Origin of the sequence: Thalassobaculum litoreum DSM 18839 (genome assembly GCF_900102465.1) — a bacterium.
Classification (GTDB): Bacteria; Pseudomonadota; Alphaproteobacteria; order Thalassobaculales; family Thalassobaculaceae; genus Thalassobaculum; species Thalassobaculum litoreum.
Window position 1 is genome coordinate 87,071 of the sequence record NZ_FNBW01000002.1, and the last position, 23,056, is coordinate 110,126.

Genomic DNA, 23,056 nt, shown 5'->3' on the forward strand with positions numbered 1-23,056 from the left:
GGTCCCACCTACCGTCAATCGAACCGGCATGTGGGGTTCCGCACCCCGCATATATTGCGCCTCGGAGCCCCCGGCCCGCTTGACGGAGCGTCGATGCCTCGGCATGTTCCGCGCCACCGAGGCGCCGGCGGTCGCTGGACGCCCGCCAAAAGCCCGCGAACCGTACCATGACCGCTTCCGCACCGATTTCCGGCGCCGCCCTCTCGGACGGTGACCACGCCAGCCTCGCCAGCGCCATCCGCGCGCTTTCCATGGATGCCGTCGAACAGGCGAAGTCGGGGCACCCGGGCATGCCGATGGGCATGGCCGACGCCGCCGTCGTCCTGTTCTCGCAGTTCCTGCGCTTCGATCCCCGCCATCCGGACTGGGCCGACCGCGACCGGTTCGTCCTGTCGGCCGGCCACGGCTCGATGCTGCTGTACTCGCTGCTGCACCTGACCGGCTATGGCGACATGCCGCTGGAGGAGCTGAAGAAATTCCGCCAGCTCGGCTCCAAGACCGCGGGCCACCCGGAATACGGCGCCGCCGCCGGCATCGAGACCACGACCGGCCCGCTCGGCCAGGGCTTTGCCAACGCCGTCGGCATGGCGGTCGCCGAGCGCCACCTGAACGCCCGCTTCGGCGACGACCTGATCGACCACCGGGTCTGGGTCATCGCCGGCGACGGCTGCCTGATGGAGGGCGTGAGCCACGAGGCCGCCTCGCTGGCCGGCCATCTGGGCCTCGGCCGCATGAACGTCCTGTGGGACGACAACAAGATCTCCATCGACGGCCCGACCGACCTGACCCTGTCCGACGACGTGCCGGCGCGGTTCGTGTCCTACGGCTGGCACGTGGTGTCCTGCGACGGTCATGATCCGAAGGCGCTGGCCGCCGCCATGGCCGAGGCCGCGGCCGATCCGCGCCCGTCGCTGATCGCCTGCCGCACCACCATCGGCTTCGGCGCCCCGACCAAGGCCGGCAAGTCCTCCTCCCACGGCTCGCCGCTGGGTGCGGAGGAGATCGCCGGCACCCGCGCCGCCATCAACTGGCCGCACGGCCCCTTCGAGATCCCCGACGCGGTCACCGAGCTCGGCCTGTCGCTGGGCGACCGCGGTGCGGACGCCTACGATTCCTGGACCGCCCACCTCGCCAAGTCGGGCAAGAAGGACGATTTCGAGCGCGCCCTGTCCGGCGCCCTGCCGAAGGAACTGGCCGAGGCGATCAACGCCCACAAGAAAAGCCTGAGCGCCGAGCAGCCGAAGCTGGCCACCCGCGTGTCGTCGCAGAAGGCGCTGGAAGTGATCGCCCAGGTGGTGCCGGAGCTGCTGGGCGGCTCGGCCGACCTGTCGGGCTCGAACAACACTAAGGTCGGCTCCCAGGAGATCCTGGACAAGTCGAACTACGGCGGCCGCTACCTGCATTACGGGGTGCGCGAGCACGCCATGGCTGCGGCGATGAACGGCATGGCGCTGCATGGCGGCGTCATCCCCTATGGCGGCACCTTCCTGGTGTTCACCGACTATTGCCGCCCGTCGATCCGCCTGGCAGCCCTGATGGGCATCCGCTGCATCTTCGTCATGACCCACGACAGCATCGGCCTGGGCGAGGACGGCCCGACCCACCAGCCGGTGGAGCATCTGGCCGCCCTGCGCGCGATCCCGAACCTGGCGGTGTTCCGTCCGGCCGACGCGGTGGAGACCGCCGAGGCCTGGCAGCTTGCCCTGCAACGGGTCTCCGGCCCGAGCGTCCTGGCGCTGACCCGTCAGAACGTGCCGACGGTGCGCTCCGAGCATTCCGAGGCCAACCTGTCGGCCAAGGGCGGCTACGTGCTGGCCGAGGCCGAGGGCGCCCGCAAGGCGACCCTGATCGCCACCGGCAGCGAAATCGAGATCGCCATGGCCGCCAAGGCCCAGCTCGACGCCGAGGGCGTGCCGACCGCGGTGGTTTCGATGCCGTCGCTTGAACTTTTTGCCGCTCAGGGTCCGTCCTATACCAAGGAGGTGCTCGGCTCCGGCGTACGCGTGGTGGTGGAAGCCGGTGTGCGGCAGTGCTGGGACCGCCTGCTCGGCGAGAACGGCGTCTTCATCGGCATGTCCGGTTTCGGCGAGTCCGGCCCCTATCAGGAGCTGTACGCGCACTTCCGGATCACGGCCGGCGACGTCGCCGGTGCGGTAAAGGCACGGATCTAGTGGTGTTATTGGCGTCGATCTGACCCATATCCCCACCTGACAATCAGTTATGTGACGACACTCGGAGGAGAGAGACGATGGCCACGAAGGTTGCGATCAACGGGTTTGGACGGATCGGCCGCCTCGTGTTGCGCGCGCTGTACGAATCGAAGCGCGACGATATCGAGGTTGTTCTGGTGAACGATCTGGGCCCGGTGGAGAGCAACGCCCACCTGTTCCGCTACGACACCGTGCACGGCCGCTTCCCGGGCAAGGTGACCACCGGCGAGGACTGGATGGATATCGGCCTCGGCAAGATCAAGGTGACCGCCGAGCGCGACCCGGCCAACCTGCCGCACAAGGATCTCGGCGTCGACATCGCGCTGGACTGCACCGGCATCTTCACCAAGCGCGAGCAGGCCGCCAAGCACCTCGAGGCGGGCGCCAAGAAGGTCGTCATCTCCGCCCCGGCGACCGGCGCCGACCTGACCGTCGTCTACGGCGTGAACCACGACCAGCTCACCGCCGAGCACGAGGTCATCTCTAACGCGTCGTGCACCACCAACTGCCTCGCCCCGGTGGCCTTCGTGCTGAACAACGCCATCGGCATCGAGCGTGGCTACATGACCACGATCCACGCCTATACCGGCGACCAGCCGACCCTGGACACGCTGCACAAGGACCTGCACCGCGCCCGCGCCGCGGCCCAGTCGATGATCCCGACCTCCACCGGTGCGGCCAAGGCCGTCGGCCTGGTGCTGCCGGAGCTGGCCGGCAAGCTGGACGGTACCTCGGTGCGCGTCCCGACCGCGAATGTCAGCCTGATCGACTTCAAGTTCGTGCCGAAGCGCGACACCAGCATCGAAGAGGTCAACAAGGCGATCTCCGATGCTGCCAACGGTCCGCTGAAGGGGATCCTCGGCATCAATGACGAGCCGCTGGTGTCCACCGACTTCAACCACGACAGCCACTCCTCGACCTTCGATCTGGGCCAGACCCAGGTGATCGAGGGCAAGATGGTCCGCGTGCTGTCCTGGTACGACAACGAGTGGGGCTTCTCCAACCGCATGCTGGACACCACCGCTGCGCTGGCGAAAACCCTCTAAGACACGAGCGATCCGAGGAGAGCACCCATGAAGATCACCCAGAAGGTCAAGAAGATCCTGGATTGCTACGAGAGCGACAATCCCGGGACCAAGACCAACCTCGCCCGCATCCTGATGCAGGGTAAGCTCGGCGGCACCGGCAAGGTCGTGATCCTGCCGGTCGACCAGGGCTTCGAGCACGGCCCGGCGCGCAGCTTCGCGCCGAACCCGGAAGGCTACGACCCGCACTACCACTACAAGCTGGCGATCGACGCGGGCCTGAACGCCTACGCCGCGCCGCTGGGCATGCTGGAGGCCGGAGCCGACAGCTTCGCCGGGGCGATCCCGACCATCCTGAAGGTCAACTCCTCCAACAGCCTCGCCCGCGACAAGGAAGGCCCGTCCCAGGCCATCACCGGCTCGGTCGGCGACGCCCTGCGTCTCGGCTGCTCGGCCATCGGCTTCACGATCTACCCGGGCTCGGACTCCCAGTTCGAGATGATGGGCCAGATCCGCGAGATGGCCGAAGAGGCGAAGGCTTTCGGCCTCGCCGTCGTCATGTGGTCCTACCCGCGCGGCGGCGACCTCTCGAAGGAAGCCGAGACCTCGGTCGATGTCTGCGCCTATGCCGCCCACATGGCGGCACTGATGGGCGCGCACATCATCAAGGTCAAGCCGCCGAAGGATGGCATTGGCCTGGAGGCCGCCCGCAAGGCCTATGAGAGCAACGGCATCCCGACCTCGACCCTGGCCGAGCGGATCAAGCACGTCATGCAGGCGAGCTTCAACGGCCGCCGCATCGTGGTGTTCTCCGGCGGCGACGCCAAGGGCCTGGACGGCCTGATGGAAGAGGTCCGCGGCCTGTACGAGGGCGGCGCCAACGGCTCGATCATCGGCCGCAACACCTTCCAGCGCCCGCGCGACGAGGCCCTGGCGATGCTCGACCAGATCATCGACATCTACAAAGGCAAGTGAGCCAAGCCTCAATGGCATCCGAACTGTACCTGATCACGCCGCCGCGTCTTCCCGACGTGGCGGCGTTTTGCGAGGACCTGGCGGCCGCACTCGACGCCGGCCCGGTCGCCTGCCTGCAGCTTCGTCTGAAGGACGTGGAGGACGACGCCATCCTGCGCGCCGCCGACGCGATCCTGCCGGTCTGCCACCAGCGCGGCGTGCCGCTGCTGATGAACGACCGCCCGGATCTGGCGATCACGTCGGGCTGCGACGGCTGCCATGTGGGCCAGTCGGACACGCCCTATGCCCAGGCGCGCAAGCTGATGGGCCCGGGTGCGCAGATCGGCGTGACCTGCAAGAACAGCCGGCACCTGGCCATGGAAGCCGGCGAGGCCGGGGCCGACTACGTCGCCTTCGGCGCCTTCTTCCCCTCCTCCACCAAGGACGAGACCACCATGGCCTCGGTCGAGGTTCTGGAGTGGTGGGCGGAGATGATGACCGTGCCCTGCGTCGCCATCGGCGGCATCACCCAGCAGAACTGCGCCCCGCTGGTCGAGGCCGGAGCGGATTTCCTGGCGGTGATCAATGCGGTCTGGGGATACCCGGACGGTCCGGCCGCCGGGGTGAGAGCGTTCGAGGCGGTGCTGAAGGGCTGAGGCCCTACTTCTCGCCCTTATCTCCGTCAAGGCCCTCGGACAATTTGGGGAAGTTGCCCATCATCTGCTTGGCCCAGTCGAGCTGTTCCGGCTCCTCGGCCTTGGCCGGCGCATCCTTGTCCTGGTGCTTCTCGCTGCCTTCGAGCGTCTCGATCGCCTGGGAGCGGATGCGCGCCCGGTCGTCCACATTCATGTGGTCGAACTTGTCGCGGGCCGTCTCATAGTCGCCGCCCCCGCCTTCCTCGGCGACCTTGGCGATCGCCTCGTAGACGTCGTTGCGGCCGACCACCTCCGCGGTGGCGTCGGCCAGCACGGTCAGGCTGCGGCGGGTACTGTTGTCGAGCCTATCGGTCTTACCGGGCGCACGGGCCATGGGTGGGAGCCTCCCAAATCACCGGGTCGAGTTGTTATCAAGTGTACACCTACAACCGAGTATTCGCAGCAAACATCTGAGACTCCACACTTTGTCGGCCCGACACGTATTTGTGATCCATGCCCGGTCAACCCGAAGGTCGACCGACGATCCCTTCCGGGTTCCGGGAGACGCCCGCGGCGGGGGGCAAAGCGTGGACACCGCGCGCCCCGCCTGATACAAGCCGCCGCGATTTCCGGCACTTCTTTTCGCGGACGGGACTTCAATGAAGATCAACGGCAACGCGGTGCGTATCGGCAATGTGGTCGAGCACCAGAACCGGCTCTGGGTCGTCACCAAGACGCAGGCGGTGAAGCCCGGCAAGGGCGGCGCCTTCAACCAAGTCGAGATGAAGGACATTCGCAGCGGCACCAAGCTGAACGAGCGCTTCCGCGCCGACGAGCAGGTCGAGCGCGTGCGCCTCGAACAGCGTCAGGCGACCTTCCTGTATGCCGATGACGACAACCTGCATTTCATGGACGGCGAGACCTACGAGCAGATCATGGTCAAGACCGAGATGGTCGGCGAGCAGAAGGCCTTCCTGCAGGACGGCATGGCCGTGACCATCGAGTCCTACGAGGAAGAGCCGCTCTCGGTGACCCTGCCCGACACCGTCGTGATGCAGATCGTCGAGGCCGACGCCGTGGTGAAGGGGCAGACCGCCTCCTCCTCCTACAAGCCGGCCGTTCTGGAGAACGGCGTGCGGGTCATGGTGCCGCCGCACATCGAGTCCGGCACCCGGATCGTGGTGAAGCCGGAAGACTCCACCTACGTCGAGCGCGCGAAAGACTGAGTATCGGCGGCCCGGCCGGACCGGGCCCCGCATCCAACCATCGAGGATCTGCCCATGGCCGTCCGCTCGGCCCTGTACAACGTCGTCTTCAAGGCCTGCCAGAAGGCAGCCCGCAGCCTGCGCCGCGACTTCGGCGAGGTCGAGAACCTGCAGGTCTCCAAGAAGGGACCGGCCGACTTCGTGTCGACCGCCGACAAGCAGGCCGAGAAGCTGCTGTACGAGGAGCTGAAGCACGCCCGGCCGAAATACGGCTTCCTGATGGAAGAGTCCGGCACCGTCGAGGGCACCGATCCCAACAAGCAGCGCTGGATCATCGACCCGCTGGACGGAACCCTGAACTTCCTGCACGGCATTCCGCATTTCGCCATCTCGGTCGCCCTGGAGGAAAAGGGCGAGATCATCGCCGGCGCCGTTTACCAACCGCTGACCGACGAGTTCTACTGGGCCGAGAAGGGTGCCGGCGCCTATCTTAACGACCGCCGCCTGCGGGTCTCCGGACGCCGCAACATGCAGGAATCCGTGATGGCCACCGGCATTCCGGTCACCGGGCTCGGCGGCGACCACAATACCTTCATCGCCCAGCAGCTTGCGGTGATGGGAGCGACCGCCGGCGTGCGCCGGTTCGGGGCCGCCGCCCTGGACCTGGCCTGGGTCGCCTCGGGCCGCTTCGACGGGTACTGGGAACACAAGCTGAATCCGTGGGACATCGCCGCCGGCCTCCTCCTGGTGAAGGAGGCTGGCGGATACGTCAGCGACTTCGCCGGCCGCACCGAAGTCCTCGAATCGGGCGATGTTGTTGCCGCCAACGACGCGCTGCACGCGCCTCTGTTGAAGCTTCTGCGCGGCGCGAAGTCCGCATAAAGCGCGTTCCCCTGCCATTTATAGTGATTTAGCCGCCGCTGCGACTCGGCGGCGCTGTTGTCGGACTCCCCACCTCTGGTATAACCGGCGGGCAATCGCTGGTTCGGGAGGAACGATGCGGGGACATCGCGCGCACGTCGCACTGACGCTTATCGCCGCCGCCATCGCCGCCACGGGCGGGTCCGCTCCGCTGCGGGCGCAGACGGTCACGAGCCCATACATAGAGACCAATCCGAACGTTACGGTCGATCTGAGCGTACTCGACGGCTATGGCGGGTCCGCCGGAACCATGCCGGGCTACGCGCCACCGATGCCGTCTCCGGGCGCCTATCCGACGCCGGGCGTGACGACCGGGGCGCCGAACAACGTCCCCACATTCCTGGTGCGGCCGGATGCGCCGCGCTACGCGGCCCCGCCCCCGGCGGTCCAGGCGCTGATCCAGGGCCGCAGCGGCAGCGCACCGTCGCGCTCGGTCGCCGCCGTGCCGCGGGCCTCCGCCTCTACCCAGGCGCCGGAGCTGCGCCAGCCCACGCCGCGCCCGTCCAGTTCCTCGACCGCCGCGTCGAGCACCGCCGTGCCGAAACCGGTCACGCCGAAGCCGCAACCGCAGCAGAGCGCATCGGCCGCGCCGACACCGCCGCCGCCGCCGCCTCCGGCGCCCTCGGCTAGCAGCAGCGCCGGCGCCACGCCGCCACCCCCGCCGCCGAGCGAGCCGAAGCCGACCCGTAGCGCTTCCGCGGCCCCACCGCCTCCGCCACCGGCCGTGCCGAAGCGGCAGGAGGCCACGCCCGCCTCCGCCCCGGTGGCCACGACCTCGAACCCGGCGCCGCAGCCGTCGTCGCAGAGCGCCAGCGGCGACACCACCCGCATCGCCTTCCCCGGCGGCCAGTCCCAGCTTCCCGGCGACGCCGCGGCCAAGCTCGATCCGGTCATCGCCAAGCTGAAAGAGGACAGCGGGCTGCGCCTGCAGCTCATGGCTTATGCCAACGGCGATCAGGACGGCGCCAACAAGGCCCGCCGTCTGTCCCTGTCCAGGGCTCTGGCCGTCCGCGCGTATCTCATCGACAACGACATCGCCAGCACGCGCATGGATGTCCGCGCCCTCGGCAATCGGGCCGATGACGGTCCGGCCGACCGGGTCGATCTCGTCGTCATAAACCGCTGATCGATGGCCTGACCGCCACCGGCTCCGTCCCCGGGGGCCGACGAAGAAAAGGACGTACCGCCTCGTGACCGATCCGCGTCGCTATCTGGTCCGCATGATCATCTTCCTCGTCGCGGTTCTGGTCGTGGCGGGCGTGCTGTTCGGAGCGCTGATCGACGCCTTCATGGCCAACCCGGCCCTGAACGGCGTGATCCTGGGTGTGGCGCTGATCGGCATCCTCTTCGTCTTTCAGCAGGTCTTCCTGCTGGCCCCGGAAGCCTCCTGGATCGACAGCTTCCGCAACAACATGTCGATGCAGCGCGACCCGGTGCTGCTGGCGCCGGTGGCGACCCTGCTGAACGAGCGCCAGTCGAGCGGCCGGCAGAGCACACTCTCGGCCATGTCGCTGCGCTCCCTGCTGGACAGCATCAGCGTGCGTCTGGAGGAGTCGCGGGACATCTCGCGCTATCTGATCGGCCTGCTGATCTTTCTCGGCCTGCTCGGCACGTTCTGGGGCCTGCTGCGCACGGTGGGCGCGGTGAGCGAGGTGATCAACGGCCTGTCGATCGAAAGCGGCGATCTCGGCACGGTGTTCTCGGACATGAAGGCCGGCCTGCAGTCGCCGCTGTCCGGCATGGGCACCGCCTTCGCCTCCTCCCTGTTCGGCCTCGCCGGCTCGCTGGTACTGGGCTTCCTCGACCTGCAGCTCGGCAAGGCGCAGAACCGGTTCTACAACGAGCTGGAGGAGTGGCTGTCGAGCTTCACCCGCCTGGGCGGCTCCTCGATCATCGGCGACGGCGAGCATTCCGCCACCGCCTACCAGCAGGCGCTGATGGAGCAGACGGCGGAGTCCCTCGACAAGCTGCAGCGCATCATGTCGCGCGGCGAGGACGATCGGCGCAGCAACAACGCCATCATGGTCGCCCTGGTCGAACAGCTCCGCGAGTTGACCGACAAGCTGGACACCGACCGGGACATGCTGCACCGGATGGTCTCCGCCCAGGACGACCTGCGGCCGGTGCTGTCACGGCTGGCCGATGCCAGCGGCGGCGGACGCGACGAGATCGTGCGCAGCCACCTGCGCAACATCGAGGCCTATATGGCGCGGATGCTGGAGGACAGCGGCAACGGCCGGGCGCAGATGACCGAGGAACTGCGGGGAGAGATCCGGCTCGTGGCGCGTACCATCGCGGCACTGGCCGAGGAAGAACGGCGGGACTGATCCATGTCCGCGCTGTCCCGCCGACGCAATCGGGATACCAACACGTGGCCCGGCTTCGTCGACGCGCTCGCGTCGCTGCTGATGGTGATCATCTTCGTCCTGATGATCTTCATCGTCGCCCAGTTCTACCTCACTCAGATCCTGTCCGGTAAGGACGAGACCCTGGCGCGGCTGAACCAGCAGATCTCCGAGCTGTCCGACCTGCTGTCGCTGGAGCGCGAGGCCAACGCGGAACTGCGCGTGACCGTCGCCCAACTCTCCGCCGAATTGCAGACCTCACTGTCCACCCGCGACCGGCTCAGCGCCCAGGTCGATCGCCTGACCGCGGCCCAGTCGACCCTGGAGAGCCGGCTGGCGGAGCTTACCCGCGAGCGGGCCGTCCTGCAGGGCCGCATCGACAGCCTGGAGGCGGGACGCACCGGCGTCGACGCGCGGCTGCTGGAGGTGCTGAAGGAGCGCGACGCCCTGCTGGGCAAGCTGGCCGAGACCGAGCAGAAGGAGCGTATCGCCACCTCCGAGCGCGACGCCATCGCCACCGATCTCGACCGGGCGCTGGAGGTGGTTCAGGCCAACCGCGAGACCATAGAGCTGCAGCTCAAGGACCTGGAGCGTCTGCGCCGGGATCTGGCCGCCCTGCGCAAGACCCGCGACGACCTGGAGAATCAGGTCTCCAGCCTCGCCGCCCTGCGCGAGCGGCTGCAGGCCGATCTCGACACCGCCGAGCAGTCGGTCGAGGCCCTGCAATCGGATCTGGAGGTGGAGCAGAAGACCGCGGAGGAGCTGCGCGCCGAGCGCGCGGCACTGGAGGCCACCCGCCAGGCCCTGCGCGAGGAGCTTGCCGCCGCCGCCGACAGGATCGCCGAGCTCGACCAGAACCTCGGCGCCGAGCGCGACAGGACCAAGGCCCTGGAGGCGAAGCTCGCCGACCAGACCGAGCGCACCCTGCTCGCCCAGCGCGAGATCGAGCAGCGCGATATCCGTCTGGAGGAGCTGTTCAGCGAGCTGAGCGCGACCCAGGAGACCCTGGTCCAGACCCGCAGCGCGCTGAGTGCCGAGGAGGAGGTCTCGAGCGAGGCCCAGCAGCAGGTCGAACTCCTGAACGCCCAGATCGCCGCCCTGCGCCAGCAGCTCGCCCGGATCGAGAAGGCGCTGGAGATCTCCGAACAGGAGAACGAGGAGAAGCGGTCGCGCATCGTCGACCTCGGCAAGCGCCTCAACGCCGCGCTGGCCACGAAGGTGCAGGAGCTGGCGCGGTTCCGCAGCGAGTTCTTCGGCCGCCTGCGCGAGGTGCTGTCCGGCCGTCAGGACATCCGCATCGTCGGCGACCGCTTCGTCTTCCAGTCGGAGGTGCTGTTCGAGTCCGGCTCGGCCGAGATCGGCGAGAACGGCCGCGAGTCCCTCGCCCAGCTCGCCAGCACCCTGCAGGAGATCGCCGGGCGGATCCCCGACGACATCAACTGGATCCTGCAGATCGAGGGTCATACGGACACCGTGCCGATCTACAACGAGCAGTTCGCCAACAACTGGGAGCTGTCCGCCGCCCGGGCGATCTCGGTGGTCGAGTTCCTGATCGAACAGGGCATTCCGGCGAGCCGTCTGTCGGCCACCGGATACGGCGAGTTCCAGCCGATCGACACCGAGAACATCAACCGCAACCGGCGCATCGAGCTGAAACTGACCCAACGTTAGAAGAAATTGCCGACTGCCCCTTGCGCAAACCCACCCTCTCGGGTAATTACCCGCGTTCTGAAATGCACCGGCGACCGTTGGGGCGCCTCGACGACGTGACGGGAGAGACCCGATGAAAGCCGATATCCATCCGGACTACCACGAGATCAAGGTCGTCATGACCGACGGCACCGAGTACATGACCCGCTCCACCTACGGGAAGCCGGGCGACGTGCTGAAGCTGGAAATCGACTCCAAGTCGCATCCGGCCTGGACCGGCCAGCACCGCATCGTCGACAGCGGCGGTCAGGTCGCGCGCTTCAACAAGCGCTTCGCCGGCCTCGGCATCTGATCCATACGGAACGACGGTTTACGGACGGCGGCCTTCGGGCCGCCGTTTTCGTTTTCAGGACTTGATCATGATCGGCGGCCGCCGCCGATGCGGTCGTCCAGGCGCGACACCCGCTCGAACAGGCGGCGGCTGCGGGTCAGCAGGCTGCGCAGCTCGTCCGAGATCTCGGGGTCCTGCTCGGCATCCGTCACGGAGCAGACGTCATGCCCGTCGAGCCGGTTGCCCGGGTCGCGGGCGGCCTCCGGCGGCAGCTCGCCAGCATGGATCGCCTTCTGCACCATCAGCCAGGCCAGACATTGCGACAACCGGGTGGTGACCCGCAGCGCCTCGCAACTCGCCCGCGTGCGGCCGCGCGAGGGCGGCATCCGACGGGGATAACCGGTTCTGCGGCTGCGCTCGGCGTGGCTTCGGGCCTGCTCCAAAAGGTCCATGACCTCCCGATACGGGCCATCGAGGACCACGACCGCAGCAACCGCGGTCCTTTGGTTAATTTGTTGCGTCATCAAAACAAGTATGGGGCAGGCCGAGTGGATGTCCAACCCGAGATACCCCTCTTGAACTGAAATTATGCTGTGCCTATCTGGATAGTCGCCGGGGCGCCGATGATCGGGTCCCGGCAGTGAACCGCCCGGCCAGTATGGCGGGCATGGGTCTGAAACCACTTCGCTTCTGAGGAGGATGTGGCATGCGTACGATTGATTTTACCCCCGTTTTCCGGTCCACGGTCGGCTTCGACCGCATGGCGCGGCTCATGGATGACATGATGCGTGCCGGCGATGCCGCCAACGTTCCGGCCTACCCGCCCTACAACATCGAAAAGCTCGGTGAGGACGACTACCGCATCACCATGGCGGTCGCCGGCTTCGGTGAGGGCGACCTCGACATCACCGTGGAAGACACCACGCTGGTGATCTCCGGCAAGGTGGAGAAGACCGAGGAGGAGGCCAACCGCAGCTTCCTGCATCGCGGTATCGCCACCCGCGCGTTCGAGCGCCGCTTCCAGCTCGCCGAGACCATCAAGGTGGTCGGCGCCAGTGTCGAGCACGGCCTCCTGCACGTCGACCTCGTCCACGAGGTTCCGGAGGAGAAGAAGCCGCGCAAGGTCGAGATCGCCAGCGGCGTGTCGACCAAGCGCCTGGAGGGCACGCAGGCCGCCTGACCGGCGCCCCGCCTCTGACGAACGAGGCCGGCTCCCGAGGGAGCCGGCCTTTTTCATGCCCGGAACTGCCGCTGGGTCAAATACGGCCTTAATAGACGTAGGCGGCGAGCTCGCGCTTGATCGCGCGTTCCATGGCGGTGGCGAAATCGCGTGCGGTCGCCTCGACAAGATCGTACCAGAGCCGCTCGCGGTCGTTCAGCGACGCGTTCTCGGCGATGGTCTTGGAGCGTTCCGCTTCGGCCAGCGCCTGACCCAGGCGGATGCCCGCCCCGTCGAACAGGTCGAGCTTGCCCGCCATCGCCACGGTATAGCGCTCGGACTGATCGGTGGTGAAGGCCCCCTTCAGACCGGTGGTGGTCTTCAGCCGCTCCTCCACGATGCTGCCCTGGCGGATCGCCATGACCGCCCGGCCGGAGCTGCCGCCGGCCTGGAGCACGTCACGCGCCCAGCGCTCCATCGCGGCGGCCGGGGCGACGGGGGCCAGATGTTCGACATTCGGCGCCGTCATCGGCGGCACCACCTCGTCGACGATCTGCAGGGTGCCCACATTCAGCCGGATCGGCTGCCGGTTCACGAAGGTCAGGTCCGGATAGACCGGGGTCGGGTTCGGCGTGGTGCAGGCCGGCAGCGAGCCGACACCGGCGGCGGCCAGGGCGGAAATCATCAGGGTACGGCGGTCGAGGCGCATGGGGGCGTGTCCTCTTCTCGATCGGTGGAATATCAGAAACCCGGAGACGCGGCCGATTTGCGCAACGCCTCGAGCGCCTCGTCATCATAGCGCCATTCGCGCTTGCAGAATTCACAGTTAACGATCAGCGCGCCGTCGACCTTCATGTCCTCGATCTCGTCCTGATTCAAGGACAGCAGGACGCGCTCCACCCGCTCCCGCGAGCAGCGGCAGGAATCGGTCATCGGCTGGGCCTCGTAGGCCCGCACGCCCTCCTGGTGGAACAGCCGGTAGAGCAACTGGTCCGGCGCGAGGTCGGCGGCGAGAAGTTCCTGGGCGCGGGCGCTGCTCATCAGGGTGACCGCCGTGCGCCACAGGTCGTCGTACTCGTCCTCGCTGGGCCGCCCGGGCAGGTCGCGGGAATAGGGCAGGCGCTGAACCATGATGCCGCCCGCGCGCCAGCCGTCGTCGCGGCGGCCCGCGGCGATCAGGACGCCGGCATCGAGCTGCTCCGACTGCTGGAAATAGGCATGGGTGCATTCCGACAGCGTCCGGCCGGACAGCTCCACGATGCCCTGATAGCGGTCGGTGTTGGCGCCCTGGTCGACGGTGAAGGCGATGTAGCCGCCGCCGAGCAGGCGCGGCACGGACCGCGCCGCCACGTCGGCGGGGTCGAGCTGCGCCACCCGATCGGCGTCGAAGGTCGCATAGGCGCGCACCGCGCCGGCCGTGGTCACGTCGGCCATCAGCACGCCGATGGGTCCGTCGCCCTTGGTCTGCAGGGTGAACACGCCCTCGTACTTCAGCGACCCGGCGAGACAGGCGGCCAGCGCCGCCGTCTCCCCAAGCATCACCGACACCGCTTCCGGATAGGCGTGGCGGCCCAGAATCCCGTCAATGACCGACCCGAGCCGGACCACGCGGCCGCGCAGTCCGTAGGGGTCGATCTGGAAAGGCAGGATGATGTCGTCGCGACCGGTGTTCTCGAACAGCGCTTCGCGTTCTCTCATCTCGTCTCCGATAGGCACCAGTGCAGGATGGCCATCTGACTGTGCATGCGGTTCTCGGCCTCGTCGAACACGATGGACTGAGGGCCGTCGATCACCTCCGCCGTGACCTCCTCGCCGCGATGGGCCGGCAGGCAGTGCATGAACACCGCCTCCGGCCTGGCCTTCGCCATCAGCGCGCTGTCCACCCGATAGGGTGCCAGGAGGTTGTGACGGTTGGAATCCGCGTCGCCCATGGAGACCCAGGTGTCGGTCACCACAGCGTCGGCACCGGACACCGCCGCCTGCGGGTCGTGGGTGATCTCCACCCGGCCGCCCTGGGCCCGGGCCCAGTCGACCACGTCCTGCGGCGGCATGAGTTCCGGCGGACAGGCGATGCGCAGCACGAAGTCGAACTGCACCGCCGCCTGGATCCAGGAGGCCGCCATGTTGTTGCCGTCGCCGGACCAGGCGATCACCCGATCCTTGATCGGCCCGCGATGCTCCTCGAACGCCATCACGTCGGCCATGAGCTGGCACGGGTGGGTGCGGTCGGTCAGCCCGTTGATCACCGGCACCGTGGCGTTCTCCGCCAGTTCGATCAGCGTGGTCTCCGCGAAGGTCCGGATCATGATGCAGTCGACATAGCGCGACAGCACACGGGCGGTGTCGGCCACGGATTCCCCGCGGCCAAGCTGGAGATCCGCCCCGTTCAGCACCACCACCTCACCGCCGAGGCGCTTCATGCCGGCCTCGAAGGAGACGCGCGTGCGGGTCGAGGGCTTCTCGAAGATCAGGGCCAGCACCTTGCCGTCCAGCGGACGCTCGGCCAACCCGTCGCCGCGCTTGAAGTCCTTCGCCTGCTCGATCATCCCGCGCAGGGTCGAGGCATCGACCTGATCGAGATCGAGGAAGTGCTTCACCCCCCCGGTCATCGGTTCGCCCGCCCGGTCAAGCGGCATGACGGGCCAGCCCGGCGCAGGCCGCGTCGATCAGTCCGACCGCCTCAGACACATGGCTCTCCTCGATGGTCAGCGGCGGCAGGACCCGCAGCACGTTCTCGCCGGCACCCACGGTCAGCAGGCCCTTCTCGCGCAGCGCGGTCTGCAGATCGCCGGCAGGGACGACGCATTTCAGGCCCATCAGGAAGCCGGAGCCGCGCACCTCCTCGATCACGCCGGGATGCTTCGCCACCAGCTTCTTCAGCTGATCGCGCAGCGACTCCGATGTCTTGACCACGTGCTCCAGGAAGGACGGCTCGGAGACGATGTCGACCACCGTCTTGGCCGCGACCATGGCCAGCGGGTTGCCGCCATAGGTCGAGCCGTGCAGCCCCGGCTTCATGCCGGAGGCCGCCTTCTCGCTGGCCATCACCGCGCCGACCGGGAAGCCGCCGCCGAGACCCTTGGCCGTCGCCATGATGTCGGGAACGATGCCCGACCACTCGTGGGCCCACAGCTTGCCGGTCCGGCCCATGCCGCACTGGACCTCGTCGAAGACCAGCATCAGGCCGAACTCGTCGGCGATCTCGCGCAGCGCCTGCAGGTATTCCGGCGGGGCGACGAAGATTCCGCCCTCGCCCTGCACCGGCTCCACCAGGATGGCGGCCGCATCGTCGGCAGCGGCGGCGTCGCGCATCTCGTTCAGATTGCCGAAGGCGACATGGGTGAAGCCCTGCACCCGCGGGCCGAAGCCCTCGCGATAGGCTTCCTTGTCGGTCGCCGACAGGGTGCCCAGGGTCCGGCCGTGGAAGGCGTGGTTGCAGCAGATCACCTTGGTCCGATGCGGCTGGCCCACATGGAACTGGTAGCGGCGCGCCACCTTGATCGAACCTTCCAGGGCCTCGGCACCGGAGTTGCAGAAGAACACGGTGTCGGCGAAGGACGTCGCCACCAGCTTGTCGGCCAGCGCCTCCTGCTCCGGAATCCTGTACAGGTTGGACACGTGCATCAGCTTGGCGGCCTGGTCGGCGATCGCCTTGGCCAGCTTCGGATGGGCATGGCCCAGGGAGTTGGTGGCGATGCCGGTCGCGAAGTCGAGGAATCGTCGGCCGTCGGTGCTGTACAAGTAGGGTCCCTCGCCCCGCTCGAAGGCGATGTCGATCCGGCCATAGGTCGGCATCACGCTAGTCACCACGACACTTACTCCTCACTTGTTGCCGCCGGGTCTGCGCGAATCGCCCCCGGACCGGCGAAAACGGTGATACTCAGTATGCGTCCGGCGCTTGTCAACGTGAACCGCGTGATCGTTCGATTAATATTTACAGGTGTATTCACGGCACCCGATCCTCGAGTTCCTCTCGAGCGAGTTCGAGCCCCTGTCAAAGACATGCGGTCATCCCGGCGAACCCGAGCGCCACCACCGGGTCCCGGCCCGCCCCCGGATCGGGTCCGGAGGCGTCCGGGATGACGGGATTTTCGAATGGGAGAGCCCCCTCGCCCTACGCGCCCCCAGGGGCGTATCGAAGGGCCAGGCGTGCTAGTCTCGCCCCATGAGACAGCCCCCTCGTGGAAAGAAGCGCGGCCCGCTGACCAAGGCCTATCTGGAGCGCGCCGCCCTGCACTATCTGGAACGCTATGCCAGCTCCGTGGAAGGCCTGCGCCGCGTCCTGATGCGCCGTGTCGACAAGGCGGCGTGGGAGGAACGCTGCGATCCGGCCGAGGCGACGCCCTGGGTCGAGGACGTCGTCGCGCGCTACGCCGCCTCGGGCCTGGTCGACGACCGCAGCTTCGCCGAAGGCAAGGCCGCCAGCCTGCGCCGCCGCGGCGACTCCGCCCGCCGGATCGCGCTCAAGCTGCGCGAAAAGGGTGTCGACGGCGAGCTGATCGACACGGTGCTGGAGGAACAGGACGGCGAGGACAGCGAGGCAGCCGAGATCGCCGCCGCCTGCCGCTTCGCCCGCCGGCGCCGGCTCGGGCCGCTGCGCGCTCCGGAGGAACGGGAGGACCGCCGGGACCGGGACATGGCCGCGCTGGCCCGCGCCGGCTTCTCCCTCGATATCGCCCGGCGGGTCCTGGACCTGGAAGACGCGGACGCGCTGGAGGAGGCGATGCGCGGCGATACGCTGTAAACCGTGTTGTAAATCCTTTGACAGAACCGGCCGCAAGGTTTCGCGTTCCTTGACATAATCCGTCCTATCGTCGGGAAACTTCGGACCCGCATCTTGTTAACCACGCGCCCGATGCAGATACTGCGGTCTGAAAACCTCCCCGGACAGGGGTAGAAAAGCAGAGGGCAGAGGGAGCGATCGCATGTCCACAGACATCCTTGAGGTACCAGCGGAGTTCGCCGCCAACGCCCTGGTCGATACCGCCAAGTACCAGGAGATGTACAAGCGCTCGATCGAGGACCCCGAAGGGTTCTGGGGCGAGCACGGCAAGCGGATCGACTGGATCAAGCCGTATACCAAGGTGAAGGACGTCTCCTACGACGCCAGCGACCTGCACATCCGCTGGTACGAGGACGGCACGCTGAACGTGGCGGCGAACTGCATCGACCGCCATCTCGCCGACAAGGCCGACCAGGCCGCCATCATCTGGGAAGGCGACGAGCCGAACGTCAGCAGGACGATCACCTATCGCGAACTCCACGAGCAGGTCTGCCGCCTGGCCAACGCGATGAAGGATCTGGGCGTCAAGAAGGGCGACCGGGTCACCATCTACATGCCGATGATCCCCGAGGCCGCCTACGCGATGCTGGCCTGCGCGCGGATCGGCGCGATTCACTCCGTGGTGTTCGGCGGCTTCTCGCCGGAGAGTCTGCACGGCCGCATCGAGGATTGCGACAGCACGGTGCTGATCACCTCCGATGCCGGCATGCGCGGCGGCCGTCACATCCCGCTGAAGAAGAACGCCGACGAGGCGCTCGAGCACTGCCCGAACTGCAAGACCGTGATCGTCGTCCAGCACACCGGCGACGACGTCACCATGGTCGAGGGTCGCGACCACTGGTACCACGACGTCACCGCCGCGGCCTCGCCGGACTGCCCGCCGGAGGAGATCGGCGCGGAAGACCCGCTGTTCATCCTCTACACCTCGGGCTCGACCGGTAAGCCCAAGGGCGTCCTGCACACCTCGGGCGGCTATCTGGTCTATGCGTCGATGACCCACGAATACGTCTTCGACTACAAGCCGGGCGAGGTCTACTGGTGCACCGCCGATGTCGGCTGGGTTACCGGCCACAGCTACATCCTCTACGGCCCGCTGGCCAACGGGGCGACGACGCTGATGTTCGAAGGTGTGCCGAACTATCCCAACACCAGCCGGTTCTGGGACGTGGTCGACAAGCACAAGGTGAACACCTTCTACACCGCCCCGACCGCCATCCGCGCGCTGATGCGCGAGGGCGAGGACCCGGTAAAGAAGACCGACCGTTCGTCGCTGCGCCTGCTCGGCTCCGTGGGCGAGCCGATCAACCCGGAAGCCTGGCTGTGGTATCACCGCGTGGTCGGCGACGAGCGCTGCCCGGTGGTCGACACCTGGTGGCAGACCGAGACCGGCGGCATCCTGATTTCGCCGCTGCCCGGCGCCACCTCACTGAAGCCCGGCTCCGCCACCCTGCCGTTCTTCGGCATCAAGCCGGTCGTGGTCGACAACGAGCACAACGACCTGGAGGGGGCGACCGAGGGCAACCTCTGCATCGAGGACAGTTGGCCGGGTCAGATGCGCACGGTCTACGGCGACCACGAGCGCTTCATCCAGACCTATTTCACAACCTTCCCGGGCCGCTATTTCTCCGGCGACGGCTGCCGGCGCGATGCCGACGGCTATTACTGGATCACCGGCCGCGTCGACGACGTGATCAACGTCTCGGGCCACCGGATGGGGACCGCCGAGGTCGAGAGTGCGCTGGTCGCCCATTCCAAGGTCGCGGAATCCGCCGTGGTCGGCTATCCGCACGACCTCAAGGGTCAGGGCATCTACGCCTATGTCACCCTTAACGCCGGCGAGGAGCCGAGCGAGGAGCTGCGCAAGGAACTGGTCCAGTGGGTGCGCAAGGAAATCGGACCCATCGCCTCGCCGGACCTCATCCAATGGGCACCGGGGTTGCCAAAGACCCGATCGGGCAAGATCATGCGACGGATCCTGCGGAAAATCGCCGCAAACGAGCATGATCAGCTCGGCGATACCTCCACCCTGGCAGATCCGGCCGTGGTCGATGACCTGGTCGAAAACCGGATGAACAGGGGATAGGCGTCAGGCATCTGGCCCATCCTCGAAAGGGGAGCGGGAATGTCGCGAGACGACCAGATCATGGCCAACCTAGAGAACGCGACGGAATTGTCCGTCGCGTTCGCCCGCTACTGGCTGTCCCTGCCGTCCGTCGACCTGATCCCCAGCCGCCGGCATTTCGAGCCGGAACGCATCCCCGGGCTGCTGGCCAACCTGGTGATTCACGAACTGGTCTCGCCAGAGCACCTGAAGCTGCGGCTGGTCGGCACGGCGGTGGTCGACGATTACGGCCAGGAGATCACCGGCCGGAACTATCTCGATTTCGTCGACGAGGCCCGGCGGGAAAAGGCCTCGCGGGCGATTTTCCTGGTCTGCGAACAGCCGGCCGCCATGCTGGTGCACCTGTGCTCGACCGCCGCCAACGGCACCGTTCTCACCCGGGAGTCCATCGCCTTTCCCATGCGCGACGACCACGGCACGGCGAAGCTCGTCTATTTCTGCTCCAACCCGGCGGTGGAGCGGAAGACCTATGTCGACGCCCGCGACGCATTGAAGGTGATGAACGTTCTCGATCGGCGCTATATCGACATCGGGGCAGGCGTGCCGGAGTTCAACGATTGAACGGTACCCACGTCCCGCGGCGCGCGCCATTGCGCGTCGAGGAGGTTACGGCGTGACGGATCTCGGCCTCAATCCCACCCTGCAGACGTTCGCCGACCACTGGGCCGCCCTGCCGAAGACCGGCCTCGTCCCCCATCGGCGCGACTTCCACCCCGAGCGGCTTGGCCGTGCGCTGGCCCATATGGTGGTGCACGAGCTGATCTCGCCCACAGACATCCGCCTGCGGATCGTGGGCACGGTGATCGGGCGCGCCTATGACGAGGAGATCACCGGCCGCAACTATCTCGACATGGTGCCCGCGGATCGCCGCAAGGCCGCCGCCCGGCCGTTCTTCGCTGCCTGCGCGACGCCCTGCGGCATGTACACGCGCATGCGCTCGGTCGCCTGGCGCGGGCTGACCATGGAGCGGGTCTCGCTCGGCTTTCCGGTGCGCGACGACACCGGCGTGCGCTGGTTCTACTCCTGTTCGACAACCGAGCCGTCGCAGGAGCCGGATTTCGATTTCGGCAATGACGGGGTGGCAACGGTCACCGAGGTGCTCGACCGACGGTTTCTCGATATCGGCGCCGGCATCCCCGACTGAGACCCACCGGTCTCTGCGACCTGAAAATCTTTGCCAGAGTCGCGGCGAATGACGTCGGGTCATTGACAGGCCCCACGGGAACGGGCGCATAAGATACGATCCGCTTCTCAAACCGGGCAGCACGCCATGCACGTCTACCTGCCGATCGCCGAGGTTTCCGTGAACCTTCTGGTGATCCTTGGGCTGGGTGGCGCGATCGGCATCCTCTCCGGACTGTTCGGCGTCGGCGGCGGCTTCCTGATGACCCCGTTGCTGATCTTCATCGGCATTCCGCCGGCGGTGGCGGTGGCGACCAGCGCCAACCAGATCGTCGGCGCCTCGGTATCCGGCGTGCTCGCCCACTGGCGGCGCGGCAATGTCGACCTGCGCATGGGCACGGTCCTGCTGCTGGGCGGCATTCTCGGCTCGACGATCGGCGTCGTGCTGTTCAACGCGCTGCGCTCGATCGGCCAGATCGATCTGGTCATCCGGCTCAGCTACGTGATCCTGCTGGGCAGCATCGGCGGGCTGATGCTTAACGAGAGCATTCGCTCGATCCGGCGCACCCGCTCGGCCACGCCGCGGCGACGCAAGATCCATCAGCACACCTGGCTGCACGGGCTGCCGTTCAAGATGCGGTTCCGTAAGTCGAAGCTGTATATCAGCGTGCTGCTGCCGCTGGGCGTGGGCGTGGTGATCGGCACGCTGACGGCGATGATGGGCGTGGGCGGCGGCTTCATCCTGGTGCCGGCGATGATCTACCTGCTCGGCATGCCGACCAGCGTGGTCGTCGGCACCTCGCTGTTCCAGATCATCTTCGTGACCGCCAACGTCGTCTTCCTGCAGGCGATCAATACACAGACCGTGGACGTGGTTCTGGCCATCGTGCTGCTGATCGGCGGCGTGGTCGGCGCCCAGATCGGCACCCGGCTCGGCGCCAACCTGCGCGGCGAACAGCTCCGCGGCCTGCTGGCCCTGATGGTGCTGGCGGTCAGCCTCAAGCTCGCCGTCGATCTCACCGCCACGCCGACGGAACTGTTCAGCGTCGAGTCCCTGCATCCCGAGGTCCTCAACGGTCACTGAGGCCGGGCCGGCTCACACGTCCTGGGATTTCCGCCACTTCTCCGCCGGCGGCATCAGGTATTCCACGCCGCCGCTGTCCTTCAGGGTGATCACCACGTCGATGGCGATGGAGATCCGGGTGCCCGGTGTGTTGTTGGGTTCGGTGCCGTGATAGGTCTTCGACGGGAAGATGACGATGTCATCCTCCTCCACCGGCAGGTCGACCATCTCGGAATTCAGGATGTTGCTCTCGGTGATCAGCCCCATGTCGCGGGAATGCTGCTCGAACAGGCCGGGCGAGAATTCGTTCAGCGGGTCCGGCAGGTGGAACACCAGATTGCCGGTGCCGGCATCCTTGACCGGGTAGTACACCACCGAGATGTGGCTCTGGTTGTGGCGGTGGCGACGGATCGACTGGCCCGGCTCGCTCACCGTGCCCCAGGACCGGGTGTAGTGCAGGTCGAGCTTCGACGGGTCGATCTTCAGCGCCCGCAGATAGTCCACCATCCGGGCATGCACTCCCTTGAACATCGGCGCCATCGCCGGTTCCAGGTGCAGGAACTCGCGGCCGTTGCGGTCGCCGGTCCAGGCGCTGGTCTTGGACACCCCCGCCTTGGAGCCGGTGCGGTAGGCGTTGATCACCGCGTCGCCGATCTGGCGGCGATAGGCCTGGTCGAGGCCCAGCCGGTCCTTGTACACGGTCAGCGGAAAGCAGTTCAGGATGGTGGCCATCGCGCCCTCGGCAGCGGATCAGTCGATGGCACAGCAATGCTATCGCCCCGCTCCCGCGTCAACCGCCCCCGTCAACCATCCGGGCGACGATTGCGGCTGCATTCCCCCGGACGATGGCCTAATTAGGCGTTCATGAGCTGGTCGAGAGACGGATCCGGTGGCCCGCGGCGCGGCTATCACCACGGCAATCTGAAGGAGGCCCTGATACAGGCCGCCCTGAACCTGATTGCCGAAAAGGGCGCGGGTGGCTTCAGCTTCGCCGATGCGGCCCGCTCCGCCGGGGTCAGCCCGGCCGCCCCCTACCGGCATTTCCGCGACCGCGACGCCCTGCTCGCCGATGTGGCCGAGCGCGGCTTCATCCTGTTCGCCGACAAGCTCGCGGCGGCCTGGGACGACGGCAAGCCCGATCCCTTCGCCGCCTTCGAGCGCACCGGTCAGGCCTATCTCGCCTTCGCCCGCGAGGAGCCGTCCCACTATTCGGCGATGTTCGAGGCCGGGATCGACCGCAACGCCACGCCGGAGCTGCGCCGCGCCTCGGACGAGGCCTTCTCGGTCTTGCGCCGGGCCGCCGACACCCTATGTGCACTGGCGCCGGAGGGCGAACGACCGCCGGCCCTGATGGTCGCCCTGCATGTCTGGAGCCTGGCCCACGGGGTCGCCTCCCTGTTCACCCGCAACGCCGGCGGTTCACGGTCCCTGCCGATGACGCCGGAAGAGCTGCTGGAGGCCGGCGTGCTGGTCTATCTGCAGGGCCTGGGACTGCCGGTCCACCAGCGCTGACGACGCGCCGACGATTGCG

Annotated in this window: 25 protein-coding genes; 17 read left to right on the forward strand and 8 right to left on the reverse strand. The window is 67.3% G+C overall.

Going from position 1 to position 23,056, the window contains the following annotated elements:
* Nucleotides 1-167 precede the first annotated feature (167 nt).
* The 4 genes from tkt (at nt 168) to thiE (ending at nt 4,845) form a co-directional block, all read left to right on the forward strand.
* Nucleotides 168-2,171: a transketolase gene (tkt, locus tag BLS34_RS03575; protein WP_093148229.1), complete on the forward strand. Its 2,004-nt coding sequence runs from the start codon at nt 168-170 to the stop codon at nt 2,169-2,171.
* Between the two features lie 77 nt (nt 2,172-2,248).
* Complete coding sequence (gap, locus tag BLS34_RS03580) at nt 2,249-3,256, forward strand: type I glyceraldehyde-3-phosphate dehydrogenase (protein ID WP_028793952.1); 1,008 nt, start codon at nt 2,249-2,251, stop codon at nt 3,254-3,256.
* Between the two features lie 27 nt (nt 3,257-3,283).
* Nucleotides 3,284-4,210: a class I fructose-bisphosphate aldolase gene (locus tag BLS34_RS03585; protein WP_093148231.1), complete on the forward strand. Its 927-nt coding sequence runs from the start codon at nt 3,284-3,286 to the stop codon at nt 4,208-4,210.
* Nucleotides 4,211-4,221: 11 nt separating this feature from the next.
* The gene (gene thiE / locus BLS34_RS03590) at nt 4,222-4,845 is read left to right on the forward strand and encodes a thiamine phosphate synthase (protein ID WP_093148234.1); all 624 of its coding nucleotides are present in this window, start codon (nt 4,222-4,224) and stop codon (nt 4,843-4,845) included.
* A 4-nt stretch (nt 4,846-4,849) separates the two neighbouring features.
* Here thiE and BLS34_RS03595 read toward each other — a convergent pair whose 3' ends face one another.
* Entirely contained in the window at nt 4,850-5,218 is a 369-nt protein-coding gene (locus BLS34_RS03595; protein ID WP_028793949.1) for a hypothetical protein, read from the reverse strand.
* A 265-nt stretch (nt 5,219-5,483) separates the two neighbouring features.
* On the opposite strand from BLS34_RS03595, the gene efp reads away from it, so the two are divergent.
* On the forward strand, nt 5,484-6,050 hold the full coding sequence (gene efp, locus BLS34_RS03600) for an elongation factor P (RefSeq protein ID WP_028793948.1): 567 nt from the start codon (nt 5,484-5,486) through the stop codon (nt 6,048-6,050).
* 54 nt (nt 6,051-6,104) lie between these two features.
* Entirely contained in the window at nt 6,105-6,911 is an 807-nt protein-coding gene (locus tag BLS34_RS03605; protein WP_093148235.1) for an inositol monophosphatase family protein, read from the forward strand.
* A gap of 402 nt (nt 6,912-7,313) precedes the next feature.
* Here the strand turns inward: BLS34_RS03605 and BLS34_RS03610 are convergent, their stop codons facing one another.
* A complete protein-coding gene (locus tag BLS34_RS03610) occupies nt 7,314-7,697 on the reverse strand; it encodes a hypothetical protein (RefSeq protein WP_093148238.1) in 384 nt (127 codons plus the stop codon).
* On the opposite strand from BLS34_RS03610, the gene BLS34_RS03615 reads away from it, so the two are divergent.
* From BLS34_RS03615 to rpmE, 4 genes are all read left to right on the forward strand, one after another.
* The gene (locus tag BLS34_RS03615) at nt 7,675-8,076 is read left to right on the forward strand and encodes an OmpA family protein (protein WP_093148240.1); all 402 of its coding nucleotides are present in this window, start codon (nt 7,675-7,677) and stop codon (nt 8,074-8,076) included. The two genes, BLS34_RS03610 and BLS34_RS03615, sit on opposite strands and share 23 nt — an antisense overlap.
* Nucleotides 8,077-8,140: 64 nt before the next feature.
* Nucleotides 8,141-9,277 (forward strand): hypothetical protein, encoded by a 1,137-nt coding sequence (locus BLS34_RS03620; protein WP_028793945.1) that lies wholly within the window; start codon nt 8,141-8,143, stop codon nt 9,275-9,277.
* Nucleotides 9,278-9,280: 3 nt separating this feature from the next.
* Nucleotides 9,281-10,966 carry a peptidoglycan -binding protein gene (locus BLS34_RS03625; protein WP_093148242.1) on the forward strand — a complete coding sequence of 562 codons (1,686 nt, stop codon included), beginning with the start codon at nt 9,281-9,283 and terminating at the stop codon, nt 10,964-10,966.
* Nucleotides 10,967-11,078: 112 nt separating this feature from the next.
* Nucleotides 11,079-11,297: a 50S ribosomal protein L31 gene (gene rpmE / locus BLS34_RS03630; protein ID WP_028793943.1), complete on the forward strand. Its 219-nt coding sequence runs from the start codon at nt 11,079-11,081 to the stop codon at nt 11,295-11,297.
* A gap of 65 nt (nt 11,298-11,362) precedes the next feature.
* On the opposite strand, the gene BLS34_RS03635 is transcribed toward rpmE, so the two are convergent.
* Complete coding sequence (locus tag BLS34_RS03635) at nt 11,363-11,800, reverse strand: DUF1465 family protein (protein ID WP_051244412.1); 438 nt, start codon at nt 11,798-11,800, stop codon at nt 11,363-11,365.
* Between the two features lie 182 nt (nt 11,801-11,982).
* Here BLS34_RS03635 and BLS34_RS03640 point away from each other — a divergent pair, with 182 nt between their 5' ends.
* Nucleotides 11,983-12,456, forward strand: coding sequence for an Hsp20 family protein (locus BLS34_RS03640; RefSeq protein ID WP_093148243.1), 474 nt, complete (start codon nt 11,983-11,985; stop codon nt 12,454-12,456).
* A gap of 88 nt (nt 12,457-12,544) precedes the next feature.
* Here the strand turns inward: BLS34_RS03640 and BLS34_RS03645 are convergent, their stop codons facing one another.
* Genes BLS34_RS03645 through BLS34_RS03660 form a run of 4 tightly spaced genes read right to left on the reverse strand, consistent with a single transcriptional unit; the run spans nt 12,545 to nt 16,230 of the window.
* Entirely contained in the window at nt 12,545-13,144 is a 600-nt protein-coding gene (locus BLS34_RS03645; protein WP_093148245.1) for a hypothetical protein, read from the reverse strand.
* A 32-nt stretch (nt 13,145-13,176) separates the two neighbouring features.
* Nucleotides 13,177-14,133, reverse strand: a complete 957-nt coding sequence (hslO, locus tag BLS34_RS03650) for an Hsp33 family molecular chaperone HslO (RefSeq protein WP_093148247.1) — start codon at nt 14,131-14,133, stop codon at nt 13,177-13,179.
* Nucleotides 14,130-15,071 (reverse strand): ornithine carbamoyltransferase, encoded by a 942-nt coding sequence (gene argF, locus BLS34_RS03655; RefSeq protein WP_245701907.1) that lies wholly within the window; start codon nt 15,069-15,071, stop codon nt 14,130-14,132. Before argF ends, hslO begins: the two co-directional genes overlap by 4 nt.
* Nucleotides 15,061-16,230 carry an aspartate aminotransferase family protein gene (locus tag BLS34_RS03660; protein ID WP_028793938.1) on the reverse strand — a complete coding sequence of 390 codons (1,170 nt, stop codon included), beginning with the start codon at nt 16,228-16,230 and terminating at the stop codon, nt 15,061-15,063. Before BLS34_RS03660 ends, argF begins: the two co-directional genes overlap by 11 nt.
* 370 nt (nt 16,231-16,600) lie before the next feature.
* Here BLS34_RS03660 and BLS34_RS03665 point away from each other — a divergent pair, with 370 nt between their 5' ends.
* The 5 genes from BLS34_RS03665 to BLS34_RS03685 all read left to right on the forward strand — a co-directional run bounded on the left by BLS34_RS03665 (nt 16,601) and on the right by BLS34_RS03685 (nt 21,546).
* A complete protein-coding gene (locus BLS34_RS03665; RefSeq protein WP_028793937.1) occupies nt 16,601-17,179 on the forward strand; it encodes a regulatory protein RecX in 579 nt (192 codons plus the stop codon).
* Between the two features lie 181 nt (nt 17,180-17,360).
* Nucleotides 17,361-19,301, forward strand: a complete 1,941-nt coding sequence (acs, locus tag BLS34_RS03670) for an acetate--CoA ligase (protein ID WP_093148248.1) — start codon at nt 17,361-17,363, stop codon at nt 19,299-19,301.
* A gap of 39 nt (nt 19,302-19,340) precedes the next feature.
* Nucleotides 19,341-19,901, forward strand: coding sequence for a PAS domain-containing protein (locus tag BLS34_RS03675; RefSeq protein ID WP_028793935.1), 561 nt, complete (start codon nt 19,341-19,343; stop codon nt 19,899-19,901).
* Between the two features lie 52 nt (nt 19,902-19,953).
* The gene (locus tag BLS34_RS03680) at nt 19,954-20,484 is read left to right on the forward strand and encodes a PAS domain-containing protein (protein WP_175474085.1); all 531 of its coding nucleotides are present in this window, start codon (nt 19,954-19,956) and stop codon (nt 20,482-20,484) included.
* A gap of 126 nt (nt 20,485-20,610) precedes the next feature.
* Entirely contained in the window at nt 20,611-21,546 is a 936-nt protein-coding gene (locus BLS34_RS03685) for a sulfite exporter TauE/SafE family protein (protein WP_093148253.1), read from the forward strand.
* A gap of 12 nt (nt 21,547-21,558) precedes the next feature.
* On the opposite strand, the gene BLS34_RS03690 is transcribed toward BLS34_RS03685, so the two are convergent.
* Nucleotides 21,559-22,257, reverse strand: a complete 699-nt coding sequence (locus BLS34_RS03690) for a putative 2OG-Fe(II) oxygenase (protein WP_028793932.1) — start codon at nt 22,255-22,257, stop codon at nt 21,559-21,561.
* 132 nt (nt 22,258-22,389) lie between these two features.
* Here BLS34_RS03690 and BLS34_RS03695 point away from each other — a divergent pair, with 132 nt between their 5' ends.
* The gene (locus BLS34_RS03695; protein WP_093148254.1) at nt 22,390-23,037 is read left to right on the forward strand and encodes a TetR/AcrR family transcriptional regulator; all 648 of its coding nucleotides are present in this window, start codon (nt 22,390-22,392) and stop codon (nt 23,035-23,037) included.
* Nucleotides 23,038-23,056 lie beyond the last annotated feature (19 nt).